The organism is Nostoc sp. C110 (genome assembly GCF_043099725.1).
In the GTDB taxonomy this organism is placed as follows: domain Bacteria; phylum Cyanobacteriota; class Cyanobacteriia; order Cyanobacteriales; family Nostocaceae; genus Nostoc; species Nostoc muscorum_A.
Map to the genome: position 1 here is coordinate 5,472,775 of NZ_CP171148.1, position 17,675 is coordinate 5,490,449.

The following is a 17,675-nucleotide window of genomic DNA, read 5'->3' on the forward strand; positions in this document are numbered from 1 at the left end:
TTGATTGAAGAAGAATTCAGAAGTCAGAATGGGCTAAACGCCCCGCTACCGCTAACAGGAGTCAGAATGAAGACGCTCGTTCCTCTCTACCGCTACGCTATCAGTGGGGGATTCAGACCCGCCACGAAATTGTTGCACCACTAAATCTTTGATTGGGGGTCTTAAACCCCTGGATTCAGACGCTCGCAGACTCACTAAGGCTGCGCTATCCACCAGTAGCACAAAATACTCAACTGAATTCTGGCTCCTGACTCCTGAATTCTGTTTCGATAAAATTTTTTCCTGTTGCCTATATGGTGTTATTGATTGATAAAATGAACGAGTTGCAATATCCATTCCACAATGTTCTAGAAGCCCGTGCCCGCTTGGGTGAAGGCCCCATTTGGGACTCTATCCGAAAACTACTATACTGGGTCGATATTTATAACCATCGAGTGCATCAGTTCAATCCGGCTACGGGGGAAAACGGCTTTTTTGATGTAGGAGACGTGGTAAGTGCGATCGCAACAGCAGGTGCAGATAGATTGATTATGTTGCTGCGTCATCACTTGGCATTCCTCAACACTCAGACAGGTGTAGTTACTCCTATTTTGGAAATTGAAATGGATCTTCCAGATAACCGTCTCAATGATGGTAAATGTGACCCTCAAGGACGTTTCTGGTTTGGTTCAATGTGTTCTATAGAAAAACCTCAAGCTAGCCTCTATCGCTATGATACTGATGGTTCATTGCATGTAATGGAAACGGGATTAACTATTTCTAATGGTTTGGGGTGGAGTCCCGATCAAAAGACATTTTACTTAACAGATTCTCCTCAACAAAAAATATATGCTTACGATTTTAATTCAGTAACTGGAAGTATTACTAATCGTCGGATTTTTGTTGATTTAACTCATGAATATTTCTATCCAGATGGGTTGACAATAGACGGTGAAGGACATATCTGGTCAGCTATGTGGGATGGATGGTGTGTGATTCGTTTCAATCCCAAGGGTGAAGAGATATTGAGGATAAAGCTACCTGTGCAATTGCCAACTAGCTGTACTTTTGGCGGAGATAATTTGCAAACCCTTTATATTACCACTGCTTCAGTTGGACTAAGCCAAGCAGAGATCGAAAAAAGTTTCTACTCTGGTGATTTGTTTGCTCTCCAAACTGATGTTACTGGATTACCTACTTATGATTTTTATAAAAAATAGCAAATATACTCGGTGATTAGAAATCGCCAGAGCATTTTAAGGTATTCTCTATTTATTCTCTCCACTGCACCACTTGCTGCTTGAGTTCTCTCATATCTAAATAATCGCTAGCAAAAGCTTTTCGTAAAAGCGGATGAGGAATAAATTGATCATATTTTTGAATTTCCGGTGCTTCTGAAGTACTTAGTAAATCTTCTGAGCTAATTCTTTGTTCACACAATGAAGCAATTTCGGGATAAAGATATTTAAATTTATCTTTGCCTAATTTGATTGTGAAATAATAGGGATTTAATCCGCCGATACTTGTAATTTCTAATGATTCTCTACAGTAGGAATTGAGTAATCTTTCTAGGGTGCGATAAGCAACCGTACCCATCCAGGGAAAAATGCAGCATTTACCTTTTTCTAATTGCACAATATTTTGTTTATCTAATCCAATCTTCTGTACCAATTGACGAACTTGACATAAACGTTGTAAAGCATTTTTTTGCAAATAGCTATACTCAATATTTTCAAACAAAACCTGTTGCATTCGTTGCAAAACTTTGGTATGAATAGTGCCACTACTACCACGCCAATAAATACTAGCTTTACCCTGGGCTTGTTTAACAAAAATAGCCTTCTTTTTAAAGTCAACTTCTACGACTTCCCAACTTCTGCCAGCTAAAGCAAATTGATTTCCAACAGCAGGCGGCGTGACGATACTGCCAATTTCCGTTGTACCTTGCTTAACAATATATTCTTGCTGTTCAGCAAAGACAGCATAGAACTGAAATTTTCTTACAATCTTTTCTCCTGCTAAACCCAGAATTAATTTACCTTGCTCAGTATGCTGAATATGATCAATATCAATTAAATAGCGAAGCAATAATTGGAAATCTTCTTTGGAAATAGCAGCAAAGGGTGGCAGACTAAAAATTTGTTTAGCTAAAGCATTAGGTGAAAGTTCTCCTGTTGCTGTTAAGATACTCATTGTCTGATGATAAAGCAAACTCAAAGGATATTTAATCGGTCTGATTGGTTCAATCCATTGTTCCTCTAAATAAAGTTGAATGATAGCGATAGACTGTAACAACTGCCAGGGTATTTGCTCTGGTAGAGAAGCTTCTGTTAATGGTTTTTCTTCAGCACAGATAAAGCGCATATCGGCAGCTTCGCCTCTCCTACCACTACGTCCTAAACGCTGTAAAAAGCTAGCTACAGATAAGGGTGATTCTAACTGAATAACTCGCTCTAAATGACCAATGTCTATGCCTAATTCTAAAGTTAGAGTGGCGGCGGTAACTGCTGGATTGTTCGGTTCACGCATTGCATTTTCAGCAGCTTGCCGCAAGCTAGCAGATATACTCCCATGATGCACATGATATATATCTGGTAGTCCTTGTTCTATGGCAATTTGTCGCAAAGATGCAATAACAGATTCGGTACGTGTGCGATTATTAGCAAATATCAGACATTTGCGAGATTTGCTGAGGTTGAAAATATATTGTTCATAAGCTGTTGCCTCAGATTCATCTACTTCATTAATAATATAAAAATGTTCTAAAGCTAGTTTTATTTGGCGTTTTATCCCATCAGTTTGAGGTGTAATCACTGGCTTATCTGTTCCTGAACGCAACCAATCTTCAGCTAGTGAGTAATCACCAAGAGTCGCCGACAACCCAATACGGCGCGGTTGTTTTTGCGTTAACTGTGCTAAACGTTGTAATTGGCAAATAATTTGACAACCACGTTCTGAACCCATAAAAGCGTGAATTTCATCAATGATGACAAATCTTAAGTCACCAAATAAACGAAGGAGATCATGATTTTTGTTGATTAACAAACTTTCTAGAGATTCTGGTGTAATTTGAAGAATTCCTTGAGGATTTTTTAAAAGTTTGTTTTTGCGACTTTGAGAAACATCACCGTGCCAGTGCCAAACTGGAATATCTGCTTCTTTGAGTAAGTCGTTAAGGCGCTCAAATTGATCGTTAATTAAAGCTTTGATTGGACTAATATATAATGCGCCGATGGTGGTAGCAGGGTTGTTATATAATAAAGTCAAAATTGGTAGAAAAGCTGCTTCTGTTTTACCCGCAGCAGTTGCAGCAGTAACTAGTAAATGAGCATCGGTGTCAAATATAACTTGACAAGCGGCAATTTGAACTGGTCGTAACTCAGTCCACTGATGATGATAAATATATTCTTGGATGAAGGGTGAAAGTCGGCTAAAAGCATCACTCATTTTTCTATGAATAATTGGATTAAAGAATCGGTCACGTATCTGTAAGATATGATGGGCAATTAAATAAATTTCTTAATTATATATAGGACTAGCCCTTTCAAGGTGGGTAAAAATTTTTTTCAATAAATTCCTTTTTAAGCTCTTTACTCTGTGTCCTCTGCGCCTCTGTGGTTCAATAAGAGACTTTTGAACCGCAGAGACGCGGAGGACACAGAGAGAAAAAAAGAGATTTTACCAGTCATCTTGAAAGGGCTAATTAAATGGTATTTTGAAAAGTTTTGCCGATTTTCCTCCTGTTGACTCAAGACAGATTAACATCGATAAATCAAACTGAATTAATAGAGGGAAGTATATAATGAGGCAAATACCATGAATAAGTATAAGGAAATCTTACGTGTCGTCCTTGCCATATCCATCATTGTGGTTGGAGTGACACATTTTGTTGTTCCAGGAGAATATGTCAAAATTGTGCCGCCACAACTACCTTACCCTTTAGGATTAGTTTATCTGAGTGGCTTTTATGAAATTTTGGGTGGTATCGGCTTATTAGTCCCGCCTGTAAGTCAAGCTGCTGCTTGGGGACTTCTTGCTCTTTTTATTGCTGTTTACCCTGCCAATATTAATATGGCGGTTAATCTTATTAAGATTGAACATATACCAAATTCACCTTGGGTACACGTAGTCAGGCTTCCCTTGCAAGCAGTTTTAATTGCTTGGGCTTGGTGGTACACGAAATCTTCTGATTGGGAAAAACAAGCTTCCATCATTCCCAAATCACTCATTCCCAAAGAATTAAAATTGAAATGAGTGCGTTTTTTATATTTGAATTATGCGTATTGCAACTTTATTTGGGATAACACTTTCGTTAGCAATCGGTATTGGGGGAGTAACGCTTCCGGTGACTGAAGCGGTGCAGCTTAGAGATGGTACAGTCTACTTTGTCCAACCGCCGAAACTTGTGAATGCAAGGACTACTTACAAAGATGTGAATGTTTGGGGTGGAACTTACTATTTCACTATCAAACTGCCGGAAAATGCTGGAGAATCCCTTCAGAAGGTAACGATCGCACAAAGGGAGGGAACAGAGAACATCCGCTACAATCTTAATGATACCCGCGCCTTTGTCGGAACGAGCGAGCGCAAAGAATTTCGGCTAACACTAGGCCCAGTCACAGACGAACGCGACACACGAACCGTTACTGTGAATTTTGAGCCGCCCGTCACTCCCGGACAAACAGTGACAATCGCCCTCCGTCCTGTGAGTAATCCTAGCTTTTCTGGTGTCTACTTACTAGGTGTGACAGCATTTCCGGTGGGTGAAAAATCTCATGGACAATTTCTCGGTTTTGGACGATTTCAGTTTTACAGCAATAGAAGTAACTGGTGGTTTCCATAAGCATTATTACGTAAATGCTATGAACAACACAAGTTTCTATGGTATTGACAGTTTGTTGTAAGCCGTTACGCAGTTGTTATCGCAAATCAAATTTTTATCCCCAAATTATTTGCAAATTTAAAATAAATCCTCGTAAAACATCTTCTCCTGATAATTCTTGTGAAGATGCTAGTATTTCTACTAGTTTACCAAGACAATAGATTTCTACTTGACGCATTTTCGGATTAATTAAATAGCCTAATTTAACTCCGTTGTCAATATATTCCTACATTTTGGCTTGCGTTTCTCGCAAACTATGGTATTACTAGGATGGCAATTATTCGAGCGATCGCTGATAGAGAAAGAGACCCAAAGAGAAACGTAAAAGTGGACAACCAAAAGGGAGTAAGAACAAGAATAAAGTCGAGGTAATTTTCACATCTGAATTACTTCGAATTCAGAAATTGATTAATTCATTATTCCAGTTATTAGAGGTTGTTTGAAAAGTGTTTTGCTGTGACTTTAGGCACTTTTAGATCCCCCCTAAGCTACCTAAAAAAAGGGGGGAACCACAGTCAAAGTCCCCTTTTCAAGGGGGATTTAGGGGGATCTAAAACTTTTTGCTACCAACAACAGGACTTTTCAAACATCCTCTTAGACGGATTTATTTCTCTTTCTTACTTAGTACTAAATGGTATTTTTGGAAATTATAATGCCTTGCAGATGGCTCGGCAAGTTAACTTCCATATAATTTCCAAGCTTCGCTACGATTCAGTATTACATATACCTTATAAAAATCCTGACTCCAATAAACGCTTTCGTCGTCAGTCTGGTGAGAAGATTGATTATGGTAATGTATCTGACGAATATTTATGTAACAGTACCATTGAGCAGGATATTAAAACAGATATTTATGAAGCTACTTGACTCTACTAGGAATTTGCTCAAGCACTCAATTATTCATCCCGTTTCTACGGGCGTTGAACCCTCGTAAATTGGCAGAGTATTGGAGAATAGGAAGATTTATTTTCTCGAAAGTCATATCTAATAAGGATCTCGGTGAATTACAATCTCATTCTGGCTCGTCAATATTTAGATGTGTTTGCCTAGATGCCTAGCCTAGATTAATGGAAGAGTGATAATCATCGCATTTTGAAGTAATCACATTTCGAAAATTTTCTAAGCCGAATAAATACTGAGGTTGTTAGTTAGATTTCTAATCTATTATCTCTAGCATATTTCAAGAGTCATTAGTAGATGTAATAACTAGCAGCATGTTAACTGCGGCTAGTTGATTTATCTTTTGATTCAGCAACGCCGTTTAATTTCGGAGGATAAATGATGTGAACTATAAATTAAGCAGATTTTTTCTGCACACTGCTATTACGTTACTGTTACTACTGAGTTTATCCGGCATTAGTCATGTATTAAATATTCCGGTTTTGGAGCCACTGAAGGTTGTAGCGGCTACCAGCACATTGACTATTCCGTCGAGCGCATCGGCACCTTGGCCTGTATTTAAGCGTGTAGATGCTCTCAACTCATCGTTTCGTTCTGGACTAAACACAGCCTGGGGAGACTATTGGGAGCGTAGCGAAAATCCTTTTGATCTTGTGTATACAGAGCAAACCCAGGAACTAACCAACACCGCCAATGGTAACTATGCAATATACAACAACCTTGACTTAGGTAGTGGTGTAGAGGCATTGATGCTGCGTATCGCTTTACCTTCTGGGACAAACAGCGTTGAAGTGCGCTTAGGTTCAGTTAGCGGCACTGTGGTGGGGAGCTGTACTATCAACAGCACTGGTTCTCTGTCAAACTATCGTACAGTTCCGTGTCCTTTGAATAAGAGCCTTGCAAAAGGAAAACAAAACCTGGTCATTAGGTTTCCAGGCTCTAACCGTTCTATGCGCTTTAATTGGTTTGCCTTCTGGGCAAAGGATACAGAGCAAAAAATTGACGAGATACAAAAAATCCAATCCAATAATGTAAACCAAGGTTCGCCTGTTATTCCTATTTCTGGCAGACCGATACGAACACAAAACCAACTGCCAGACAGTTCTCAGATTCTGGCCAAATCCTATGGGCTGTGGTCTCCTGGCAAAACATGGGAATGCCCCAAGTGGATGCATGATACTTATTTTACCAAGGCCGAGGATAGCAAAGTCTACCCCACATGGCATCCGCCTGTAGATTTCAACCCTGAAACAAATACGTATTGTACCTACGGTCACGAGCATGGCGACGATCCGCTCAGTTCAGAGGTATTTAATATTGCAGGGATGCCAGCTTTTGGCTATGTAAATGAGCAACTAGCAACTAATAATCCATCTAATCCATCTGTTCATAGAAATGAAGATCACTTTGGGCATAAGGTTCTTGTTGCCAACAATTGGCAGATGTTCGATGCCAGCAACAGCAGTTTAATTAAATCCTGTGACGTGAGCTTAAAACTGCACATGGGTACACATTCGCCGGATGCGCTAGTAAATACAGCCCATGAAATGTTTGCGTCTGGTAAATGTGATGGGCTTGAACCTTTCAATTTCAAGCATTTTGCTTTATTTGGTGCTGCCGGAGAATTTAAAGAACCTGAAACTTCTTTGTGTAACTTATCGGTAAATCCTGGTATTACTCCCTCCCCTACGAATCAACCCTATGGTGATGCCCATCGCGCCATTCCTACTGCTGGTTGTTACCAGCGTGGGACAGTTGATCAAAAAACGGCAGATGTAAGTACAAGAAATAGTGAATATTGGCTTACTGGCTTTGCTGAAAAAAGTTTTTACTTTAAGGTCACAAATCCTTCCCGTTTTTATGATCCATCTACCACAACGAAGATCAATAGGACTGTGAATAGCTGCTACGACCCGACACATCCTCTTTCTACAACTCTAATTTGCGAAGAAACATTAGCTGCTGGTAGCAAAGTCGAGTGGGACGACCCGCGATCGCCTTTTAGAGGAACAACTCAAATAGAAACTCACTTTTCTGGTCTTGCATTTAACAATTCTGCAAATTCAGTAATCTATACAGATGCTTATGGGAGAAACCCAAGAACATCACCCGCTCCCGCTCAAGGGATTACGTTCAAGCAAATTGTTCCTGTCAAAGGATTTAAGTATGATGTAAATGGTCAAGCTAGCCTCTTCCCACCCAGAGACTATTCTGCATTGGGACAAAATGGGGTAAGAGCGCCTAATTAAAAGAAACTGAGCAATTCTAGCAGGGCGATCGTCCCAGCATTCCATAGGAAACTCAAAGCTTCAGTTTCTCCATCCGCCGATGTCACGCCTTCGACCGAGCAGCAATAGCCCCATTCGACCATTTGTCAGGTGTGGCACAGGCAGTCCAAAATACTATCTTTCCAGGACTTACGCAAATAATAAATAGCCAATAGGGGCAATTCATGAATTGCCCCTACAGCATCTAGCTTTGTGTAAGTCCAAATATATGTTCAATGCGATCGCTTACTATAGCGTTCGTTTTCCTACTTCGCACTTACCACTTTATGACCGATATCTCTCCGGTAATATATGCCCTCAAACTGAATATATTTGATCCCTGCGTAGGCTTGGGCGATCGCTTGCTCAAAATTTTCTCCGATTCCAGTCACATTTAATACTCGACCCCCATCTGTCACAACTTCTTGTTGCTGGTTTAATTTTGTACCTGCATGAAATACAGTTGCTCCTGTTACCTCTGCGTTGCCAATACCAGTAATAACCTTACCTTTCTCATATTCTCCGGGATAACCACCTGAAGCGGCAACGACAGTGGCAGATGCTCCTTTTTTCCAAGCAATGGGCGGTAATTCACTTAACCTCTGTTGTACACAGGCTAGAAGTAACTCTTCTAGGGGTGTTTCTAATAATGGCAAAATCACCTGGGTTTCTGGATCGCCAAAGCGACAGTTAAATTCCAAAACCTTCAAGTCGCCATCGGGTGCAATCATTAAGCCAGCATACAGCACACCCCGGTAATCAATGCCTTTAGCTCGTAAGGTTGCGATCGCTCTTTCTAAAACTTCTGTTTGAATCCGTGCCATCAACTCTGGTGTCGCAATGGGTGCTGGGCTATATGCTCCCATACCACCAGTATTCTCACCTGTATCGCCCTCACCAATTCGCTTATGGTCTTGAGCGGGTAGCAAGGGACGAATCGTTAACCCATCCGTTAATGCTAAAACTGATACCTCTTGCCCAATTAAACATTCTTCAATGACGACAAATTCACCAGCACTACCAAATTGTCCCTGAAAAATTGCATCAACAGCACTTTCTGCCTGTGCAACTGTTTCAGCTACTATCACACCCTTACCAGCTGCCAAGCCATCAGCTTTAACGACAATTGGCGCTCCCTGAGACTTGACATAAGATTTTGCTGCTCCTGCCTCCGTAAATACCGCAGCCCGCGCCGTCGGAATCCCTGCTTCTTGCATCAGGGCTTTTGCCCAAGCTTTACTCGCTTCAATTTGCGCTCCCGCTCTGACTGGGCCAAATACCATCAATCCTTTATCTTGAAGGTAATCTGTGATTCCCTTAGATAGAGGTACCTCTGGCCCAACTACTACTAGAGTTATGCCATGTTCTAGGGCATATCGGCTGATGCCTTCAAAATCATCTACTGCTAGGGGCAAGTTCTGGCAACGTTCCATACTTGCTGTTCCCCCATTCCCTGGTACACAGACAACTTGCTCAATTTGCTTAGATTGCAACAGTTTCCATGCCAGAGCGTGTTCGCGCCCTCCATTACCTACAACTAAAACTTTCACTGATTTCCTCGTGCGTCCCTTGCAAACGAGAATACCTGATTAGGCTCTCACGATCAATTTTTTCACCAATTATCACACTTGTGCAAGCCTCATTATGACCAGAAGAGTCAGGGAAAGGGGAGAAATAATTATCTACGTTTCAGGATTTGTAATTATACATCCATTGCCGTGAAGAGATAGGGCATTCTAGCGATCACATTTGCTATTTCGGCGACTACATTCGCTAGAAGCCCATAATACCCTTCTGTCTAATCTTGAGGAATCTCGTAAGACGATGAATCAGATGGACAGAGGACTCTCGGAACTATCTGAGAGGATGCTTAGTGCAGTTGCAACTGTCTACGATAAAAACAGCATGGAGTATTCAAAAGCAGGTGGCTCTCAATACGGTTCGGTTAAAGGGTAAAGGGAAAAGGTTTTGAATACATCCTTTCCCCTTTACCCCTTACCCTTTACCCAGACCACAAGGAAAGTGAAAAATGCTTATCCGAACCGTATTGACGTGGCTCTAGCCGAAAGCGGAGTACGAGTAAAAAATCTATTTCACAAGTTCCTATAGTTGTAACGGTTCCCGTCACTCAACCCACCCAAACTGTAACTAACGGCAAAGGCAGATTGAGCGATGTCTAATGACAAACTTTATGCGTCTACGTCTTGTTTTTAAGGTTTTCTGCAAGGCGTAGGCGTAGCCCGTCGTAGACATCGCTCCCGATCAACTATCGAAGCATAAAATTAAAGCATGTCGTTTGAAATACAAATCTCTGCAAAAATTAAATTCTAAGTAGCTGAGTCTGAGCGTTCTATTTGCTGCCGAATGGTATCAATAGAAGCATTAATGCCAGCCAGTTTAGACTCTAAATCATCTCGTATCCAAATCAAGAATTTTAATTTCCGCTCTAAGCTAGCTTTGTGCGAAATAGGTTCGCTTCCATAGCAAGGATTACCCCAAAAAGGAAACATAGTTTACCTCTATATTTAGCTTTGGTAAGAGTGCAATCTATTGCACCACTTCATTCTGACTAATAACAATCAGACTAATGTGGGTAATAACCGACCTAAATTGTACGTGCTTAACGAATACAGAGATATTAATGCTATTAAAACTACAGATTGTGCATATACCATAATATATTTTCCTTATTTTCTCTTGGCTGGGTAGTGCTTACTGTTCAAAACTCTCATAAACTCTCTGCACCCACAAGAAGTAAAATATAAACTTTCAAAAAACTGAAAACAAGGGTTACATCGATTATATTATGTATAAAAATGGTAATTATTGCTTAACTACTTTATGTCCATTCAAGTTTACGGAATTCCCAACTGTGGCACTTGCAAAAAAGCTCTGATGTGGCTCCAAAGCAATAGCATTGAATATGAATTCATCAATACTAAAGAAACTCCACCCAAGAGTGAGATGATCAAAAGCTGGATGAAGTCTTTGGGTTCTGCTTCCATGCGAAATACCTCCGGTCAGTCTTATCGAGCTTTAGGGGATGAAAAGAAGACTTGGACTGAGCGACAGTGGATTGACGCATTTACTAACGATGCAATGCTGCTAAAACGCCCAATTTTCGTTAAAGATGGAACAGCAGTGTTAGTAGGCTTTAGAGATGAGGCAGTAATTAAAACAAAATTAAAGCTTTAATTCAGATGGCAAGTGGCTTTAACTCTTGATTTTCAGCACATTATAGTAGGACTTACGCCAAAACCCTCTAAAACTCTCATTCCTCCGTGACCTCTGCGCCCTCTGTGGTTCGTTTTCCTTACCCGTGCCTAAGTCCTATATAGTTATCTCCTTATATAGATTCTTATAAAGTGCGATTCTTATAAAGTGCATTTACTTCAAATAAACTTTCAATTCCAATAAATCCTAGCTAAGTGGTTAGCTAGAAAAATCTACTTGCTGAGATAGCTCAACTTACTTTAATGCCTCAAACTGCTGCCAACAAAGATATAATGCACGCGGCACGTGAAAACATCCTTTCCATTTTCCACCTTTGAGGTTTAACAATACTTCCCCGCGTCGATTGAGATAGCCAAACCACTCACCGTACTCTGAATCGGCAAAGTGTGACCAGGCATAATCGTGCATCTTTTGATACCACTCCCAACATACCTCACGCCCTGTTAGGCGATAGCCCATTGCTAATGCAACCAAAGACTCTAGGTGAACCCACCACAATTTTTGATCCCATTCCAATTGTTGTGGAGGATGACCGTCTGCATCCATAAAGTAATACAATCCGCCGTACTCGCTATCCCAAGCAAAATTTAGGATATTTAGCACCACATCAACAGCTTGGTTAATAGTTTTGGTGTCGTTTTTCCGGTGGGCTATATCCATGATAAACCACATAGCTTCGATACCGTGACCAGGGTTAATTAGCCGTCCCTCAAAACAATCTATGTGGGAACCGTCAGGGGCAACATTTTCGTACATTAGTCCCCGTTCTGGGTCGAGAAAATCGGTCATCACTTCGCCCTGAGTCTCAGCTAGGACATTCTCTAGGGTTTCTTTTGGTAGCAGCCATTCCATTTCTAGAGTCAGGTTGGCTAAAATCATTGGTACAGCCAATGATTTCATCGGGCGTGTGCCGGGATAGGTTTTATTATATTTGCCTTTCGGGTTATCTTTACGGCGTAAAACGTTGTTATAAGCCTGCATTGCCACATCTTTTGCCCATTCTTCGCCTCCAGCAAGTGCATATTTACTAAATGCCATCGCTGCAAAGCAATCAGAAAAGATGTTGTAAGGCTCAACCAGTGGTTTTCCTTCACGGGTGAGAGCAAAGTACCAGTTACCATCAGTATCTCTGCCATGTTGGGCGAGAAAATTAGCGCCATTGCTGGCAATTTTTAGCCAGTTTTCGCGTTTTTCTAGCTGGTTGTAAAGCATGGAAAAAGTCCACACTTGGCGGTTTTGCAGCCAGATGAATTTGTCTGTATCATAAATTTTGCCCTCGCGATCTAGGCAAGTGAAATAGCCGCCTTGTTGCCAATCGAGAGAATATTTTTCCCAAAATGGGAGTACGTCGTTGAGGAGGGCGTTTTTGTAAAGTTCAGCTAACGCTTGAAAATTATACTCCATAAATTTTCACCCCTTTTGTGCTAGAGCTAACAGCTTAACAGTTATCACATTTTGGCTCGAACATGGAGCGTTCGCGTCAGTCTTTTACAAGATTTAGTCAGCAGCAGTTATACTTCTATCTTGTATCTTGCACTATTCTCAATAACCGTCGGGGAGACAGTGAGGTTGTTATGAGTGAGATTAAACGAGTTGCGATCGTTGGAGGAAACCACGGTAATGAGTTAACAGGAGTATATCTAGTCAAAAAGTTTCAGCAGTATCCAAATTTAATCAACAGAACAACTTTTGAAACTCTGCCATTACTTGGCAATCTTAAAGCTATTGAAGAAGGTAAACGATACATTGACAGGGATTTAAACCGTTGCTTCACCAATCAAGGTTTACAAAATCCTCAACTCTCAAGTTATGAAGATACGCGCGCGAAAGCAATCCAACAAATACTGCAACCGCAAAATCTGCCATTTGTAGATGTAATTGTTGATTTGCACAGCACAACTGCCAACATGGGGTTAAGTCTGATTTTTTGTGATCTGAATCCTTTCTTACTTCGGTTAGCTGCTTATTTAAGTTCTATCAATCCGATGGTAAAGGTTTTTGTGAATCAGCAATCTAAAGAAGGTGGTTTTCTTCGTTCTTTGTGCGAATTGGGTTTTGTTATCGAAGTTGGTGCTGTGGCTCAGAATATTTTAAATGCCGAATTATTTCAGCAAACAGAGCAGCTTATTTATGCAATTTTAGACTATTTTGAAGGGTGCAATCAAGGTAATATTCCGCAGACAAGCAGCCAGCTTACACTCTATCAATATATTGAGACTATCGATTATCCGAGAAGCGATGCTTACGGCGGGCTGCAAAGTGGGGAGATTCAAGCCATGATTCATCCCCAGCTTCAGTTTAGAGACTATGAACCTCTGAATCCAGGCGATCCAATGTTTCTAACTTTTGCAGGAAAAGATATTTTCTATGAGGGAGAGTCTACTGTTTATCCTATTTTTATTAATGAAGCCGCTTACTACGAGAAAGGAATTGCGATGTATCTCAGTCAAAAGCTGCAAGAGATAGTTTAATTTCTTCGCACTTTCATTCATTTATAGGGAAATTTGTCAATAGTTCAAATAGAAGACTGAGGTATTGTTGAAACAGGTTGTAAAAAATTGAGTCTCTACGCATGAAGTATTCTATTTAATTTATTTGTTTATCGGTTAATAGTAAGCTATGGCAAAACTGAGACGAGAACAATTCTTGGCAGACTTGTAAACTACAGAAGCAATGCCCATAGCAACCCCAAGCGTGAACGCCACAATCAAATTAACCAAATCTAATGAGATAATTTCTTATTAAGAGTAAAAGTTTTCATCTCAAGGGATCGCTATGACAATCACCCTTTCCCAGCAAGGCTTTGATGAACTATTTGAGGAGACGGTGGAACGTTCCCAACACCCAGATCCAGATGATGTGTTCGATGTGGTGTACAAATATCCGCGACGATTGGGACAAGGTTACTGGCGGAGAATTGAGTTGCGCCAAGGGTTAGAGTTGATAATTGGCAATTTGCAAATGCGCGATCGCATGATTATTCTACAACCAGAACAAGAACATGATTGGTTAGAGTATCACTTTCATTTTTCTGGAGAACATAGGGATGAATACAGAAATGTTGGTGGAGGCGAGTACAGTTTCGTAGGAAGTGGACTAGATCCCAAGCAAACCAGTGATTGTTCGGATAAACACTCCTTTCTAGAGGTGAATATCCTGATGCAGCCGGAATCACTATATTCTTTTGCTGCCAATCAAGATGGACAATTACCCCAGGAGTTGCAACCGTGGATTCGGCAATCTCATCAAACATATTACTGCCGTTGTGGAACTGCAACATCTGCAATGCGGACTGTTGCACGGCAAATTATCCAGTGTCCTTATCAGGGAATTGCCAAGCGACTGTATTTGGAAGGCAAAGTTTTAGAGTTGATGGGTATGTTGGTTGTACAGGAGACAGAAATCAAGGATGCTAATAACCACCTGCACACTTTGAAGCCGGATGTCGTAGAAAGAATCTACCATGCCAGAGATATTTTGCTGAAACGATTGAATAATCCACCTTCGTTTATGGAATTGTCAAGGACAGTAGGTTTAAACGATTATTTGCTGAAACAGGGATTTCGTCAGGTATTTGGCACAACAGCTTTTAATTATTTACATCACTATCGCTTGGAACAAGCACGTCAACTCCTAGACTATGGAGATTTAAAAGTGTCAGAAATTGCTAACATCGTGGGATTTGTCAGTCACAGTTATTTCGCCGCAGCCTATAGAAAAAAATTTGGTCTTTGTCCAAAACAATATCAAATGCAACAGAATAAATCCGTTTAGCGATAGAAAAAAATCCCTCTAGCGATAAAAAAGCCTTTCCATCACACCAGAGATTTGAGTAATCTTTTTGAGAATTCTTATCAACTTTGGTGTGAGCAGTGTTGAATTTGTGGCAGATATCGCTATTTCTGACAGGTATATTTTTTCTTGTGGAGATCCAAGCAACATGGGCAGAGACTGCTGATTCTAATCGTAGCGCTCAAATTTTGGTACAGTCACCAACATCCACATCAGAAATCATCCCAGTCACGGGAGTCAAGGCAAATCCTACCGAAAAAGGTGTCGAGATAATTCTCCAAACTAGCAAAGGGGAACAGTTACAAATCACCAACAGCAGTACTGGTAATAATTTTATTGCTGATATTCCTAATGCTCAGTTGCGTTTGCCTAATGGTGATGGTTTCACCTTCCGTTCAGAAAAACCAGTGGTGGGAATTACGGAAATAACTGTAACTAACTTTGACGCTCAAACAATTCGAGTCACGGTTGTAGGTGAAAATAGTTTACCAGCAGTCGAGCTATTTGATGATAACGAAGGTTTGATTTTTGGTGTGACATCCTCAGCAATTGCGACGCAGCCACAACCAGAAAAGCCTACTAATGAGACACCACAAGAGCAACCCGTAGCCCAGCAGGATGACCAAATTGAGTTAGTGGTGACGGGGGAAGAAGATGGATATCGCGTACAAGAGACAACGACGGGGACAAAAACCGATACGCCTTTGCGTGACATTCCCCAATCAGTTCAGATAGTGCCACAACAAGTATTACGCGATCAACAAGTTACTCGCTTAGATGATGCACTCAGAAATGTCCCTGGTGTTAATCAGAATTTTAACTTTGGGCCATTTACCTTCTATAGCATTCGCGGATTCGATGCAACAGAGACGAATCTTCTCAGAGATGGACTGATTGACACATTGGCTGGACAAGTGAGTGAACTTTCCAGTATTGAGCGAGTCGAAGTTCTCAAAGGCCCCGCATCAGTGCTATTTGGTTTGGGTAATCCAGGGGGAAGCATCAACCTTGTATCTAAACGTCCCTTGAGCGAACCTTTTTACACTATTGATGCAACTATTGGCAGCTATAGTTTTTATCGAGGTGCAGTTGATTTATCGGGGCCGCTAAATGACTCGAAAACAGTTTTATATCGTCTCAATTTGGCTTACAGAAATTCAGGTAGTTCTGTCGATTTTTTTGATGGTGAAAGCTTAAATATATCGCCTGTAATCAGTGTGGCAATTGGTGAAAAAACTAACCTGAGCTTGGAGGCAGAATACATCAAAACAAGCGATAGGTATGCATCTGGTGTACCTGTGATTGGTAGTTTATTACCTAACCCAAATGGTAAAGTGTCCCGTAACCTCAACCTGATTGAACCTTCTGATAAAATTGAGCAGACAATTACAAGGCTTGGATACCGACTAGAACATAAGTTTGACGCAAACTGGTCGTTAAACAATGCGTTTAGGTTTGTATTTCGTGATCTCGATCAAGAACGCACGGATTCTAGAGGTTTAGACGCAGATAATCGCACTTGGCTGCGATCGGCTTCAGAAAGCTCTTCCGAAAATAGAAACTATGCGATGTCAACAAATCTGATTGGGAAGTTTGCTACAGGTTCAATTCAGCATCAGCTATTATTTGGATTTGATTTAAATCGTTTTGACAACTACAATCCAGCCACTCCTACTTTCGAGGCGGCATCAATTGATATCTTTAATCCTGTATATGGAAACCCGCGAGGATCGAATATTATTTTTTCTGAGGGTTTTCGACAGCAGACGAACTCATTAGGAATTTACCTACAAGACCAAGTTGCACTCACGGATAACTTGAAGTTTCTATTGGGTGGGCGGTTTGACGTGATTGATCGAAAATATGAAGATTTAGTTAGTAACACGGAAAGCAGTGGGACTGATAGTGCATTTAGTCCTCGCTTTGGTATTGTCTATCAACCCATTCCTGCGATCTCTCTCTATAGCAGTTACACAAGTTCATTTACTCCACCAGGCGGATCATACTTTTTTGGCGTTGACTCCTCCTTTGAGCCAGAACGTGGTAATCAGTATGAGATTGGGGTAAAAGTAGATTTGAATGATAGACTTTCAGCAACCTTGGCATTGTTTGATTTAACCCGTACCAATGTCACGACAGAAGACCCCAATAGACCAAACTTTTCTATTCAAGTAGGTGAGCAGAATAGCCGGGGGGTTGAACTGAATCTGGCGGGCGAAATTTTACCAGGATGGAATATTTTTGCTGGCTATGCTTATATCGATGCCCGCATTACTAAAGATAATACTTTGACACCTGGAAACCGATTATCAAATAGTGCAAATAATTCTTTCAACTTGTGGACAAGTTACGAAATTCAAAAAGGTAACTTACAAGGTTTAGGGGCGGGAATAGGCTTGTTTTTTGTAGGCGATCGCGCTGATTTTGGTAATACTTATACAGTACCTAGCTATTTTCGGACTGATGCAGCTATTTTCTATAACCAAGATCGATTCAGAGTTGCCCTCAATTTCAAAAATCTATTTGACATAGACTATTTTGAAAGTTCGCTAGGTAATCGAGTTTACTACGGACAGCCTTTTACACTTCAAGGAACTGTTTCCTGGCAATTTTGATGCTCA

13 protein-coding genes and 3 pseudogenes are annotated in these 17,675 nt (G+C 40.7%); 10 read left to right on the plus strand and 6 right to left on the minus strand.

All coding sequences use genetic code 11. The features are described from left to right. Positions 1-314: 314 nt before the first annotated feature. Positions 315-1,199, plus strand: a complete 885-nt coding sequence (locus tag ACFFRD_RS28490) for an SMP-30/gluconolactonase/LRE family protein (protein ID WP_392478991.1) — start codon at positions 315-317, stop codon at positions 1,197-1,199. 52 nt (positions 1,200-1,251) lie between these two features. Here ACFFRD_RS28490 and ACFFRD_RS28495 read toward each other — a convergent pair whose 3' ends face one another. Next, positions 1,252-3,426 (minus strand): DEAD/DEAH box helicase, encoded by a 2,175-nt coding sequence (locus ACFFRD_RS28495; RefSeq protein WP_392478992.1) that lies wholly within the window; start codon positions 3,424-3,426, stop codon positions 1,252-1,254. A 369-nt stretch (positions 3,427-3,795) separates the two neighbouring features. On the opposite strand from ACFFRD_RS28495, the gene ACFFRD_RS28500 reads away from it, so the two are divergent. Both ACFFRD_RS28500 and ACFFRD_RS28505 read left to right on the plus strand, forming a co-directional pair. Next, positions 3,796-4,233, plus strand: coding sequence for a DoxX family protein (locus ACFFRD_RS28500; protein ID WP_114082254.1), 438 nt, complete (start codon positions 3,796-3,798; stop codon positions 4,231-4,233). Between the two features lie 22 nt (positions 4,234-4,255). After that, a complete protein-coding gene (locus tag ACFFRD_RS28505; RefSeq protein ID WP_392478994.1) occupies positions 4,256-4,822 on the plus strand; it encodes a DUF2808 domain-containing protein in 567 nt (188 codons plus the stop codon). Between the two features lie 94 nt (positions 4,823-4,916). Here the strand turns inward: ACFFRD_RS28505 and ACFFRD_RS28510 are convergent. Next, a pseudogene (locus tag ACFFRD_RS28510) lies at positions 4,917-5,087 on the minus strand (Uma2 family endonuclease); the annotation flags it as partial. Positions 5,088-5,166: 79 nt separating this feature from the next. Between ACFFRD_RS28510 and ACFFRD_RS28515 the strand changes: the two are divergent. The 3 genes and pseudogenes from ACFFRD_RS28515 to ACFFRD_RS28525 all read left to right on the plus strand — a co-directional run. Beyond that, a pseudogene (locus tag ACFFRD_RS28515) lies at positions 5,167-5,296 on the plus strand (IS4 family transposase); the annotation flags it as partial. Between the two features lie 165 nt (positions 5,297-5,461). Beyond that, a pseudogene (locus tag ACFFRD_RS28520) lies at positions 5,462-5,725 on the plus strand (transposase); the annotation flags it as partial. Between the two features lie 419 nt (positions 5,726-6,144). Further along, positions 6,145-8,010, plus strand: a complete 1,866-nt coding sequence (locus ACFFRD_RS28525) for a carbohydrate-binding protein (protein WP_392478996.1) — start codon at positions 6,145-6,147, stop codon at positions 8,008-8,010. Here ACFFRD_RS28525 and ACFFRD_RS28530 read toward each other — a convergent pair. The 3 genes from ACFFRD_RS28530 to ACFFRD_RS28540 form a co-directional block, all read right to left on the minus strand. Then, a complete protein-coding gene (locus ACFFRD_RS28530; protein ID WP_392478998.1) occupies positions 8,007-8,132 on the minus strand; it encodes a hypothetical protein in 126 nt (41 codons plus the stop codon). The two genes, ACFFRD_RS28525 and ACFFRD_RS28530, sit on opposite strands and share 4 nt — an antisense overlap. Positions 8,133-8,294: 162 nt before the next feature. Continuing rightward, on the minus strand, positions 8,295-9,578 hold the full coding sequence (gene purD, locus ACFFRD_RS28535; protein ID WP_392478999.1) for a phosphoribosylamine--glycine ligase: 1,284 nt from the start codon (positions 9,576-9,578) through the stop codon (positions 8,295-8,297). Between the two features lie 777 nt (positions 9,579-10,355). Beyond that, positions 10,356-10,538, minus strand: coding sequence for a hypothetical protein (locus tag ACFFRD_RS28540; RefSeq protein ID WP_041565423.1), 183 nt, complete (start codon positions 10,536-10,538; stop codon positions 10,356-10,358). Positions 10,539-10,869: 331 nt separating this feature from the next. Between ACFFRD_RS28540 and ACFFRD_RS28545 the strand changes: the two genes are divergently transcribed. Further along, positions 10,870-11,223 (plus strand): Spx/MgsR family RNA polymerase-binding regulatory protein, encoded by a 354-nt coding sequence (locus ACFFRD_RS28545; protein ID WP_392479000.1) that lies wholly within the window; start codon positions 10,870-10,872, stop codon positions 11,221-11,223. 273 nt (positions 11,224-11,496) lie between these two features. Here the strand turns inward: ACFFRD_RS28545 and ACFFRD_RS28550 are convergent, their stop codons facing one another. Beyond that, entirely contained in the window at positions 11,497-12,666 is a 1,170-nt protein-coding gene (locus ACFFRD_RS28550) for an AGE family epimerase/isomerase (protein ID WP_392479002.1), read from the minus strand. A 170-nt stretch (positions 12,667-12,836) separates the two neighbouring features. On the opposite strand from ACFFRD_RS28550, the gene ACFFRD_RS28555 reads away from it, so the two are divergent. The 3 genes from ACFFRD_RS28555 to ACFFRD_RS28565 all read left to right on the plus strand — a co-directional run bounded on the left by ACFFRD_RS28555 (position 12,837) and on the right by ACFFRD_RS28565 (position 17,669). Further along, positions 12,837-13,733 carry an aspartoacylase gene (locus ACFFRD_RS28555; protein WP_392479003.1) on the plus strand — a complete coding sequence of 299 codons (897 nt, stop codon included), beginning with the start codon at positions 12,837-12,839 and terminating at the stop codon, positions 13,731-13,733. Between the two features lie 304 nt (positions 13,734-14,037). Continuing rightward, the gene (locus ACFFRD_RS28560) at positions 14,038-15,036 is read left to right on the plus strand and encodes a helix-turn-helix transcriptional regulator (protein ID WP_392479005.1); all 999 of its coding nucleotides are present in this window, start codon (positions 14,038-14,040) and stop codon (positions 15,034-15,036) included. Positions 15,037-15,134: 98 nt separating this feature from the next. Next, positions 15,135-17,669 carry a TonB-dependent siderophore receptor gene (locus tag ACFFRD_RS28565; RefSeq protein ID WP_392479007.1) on the plus strand — a complete coding sequence of 845 codons (2,535 nt, stop codon included), beginning with the start codon at positions 15,135-15,137 and terminating at the stop codon, positions 17,667-17,669. The last annotated feature ends 6 nt before the right edge of the window (positions 17,670-17,675 follow it).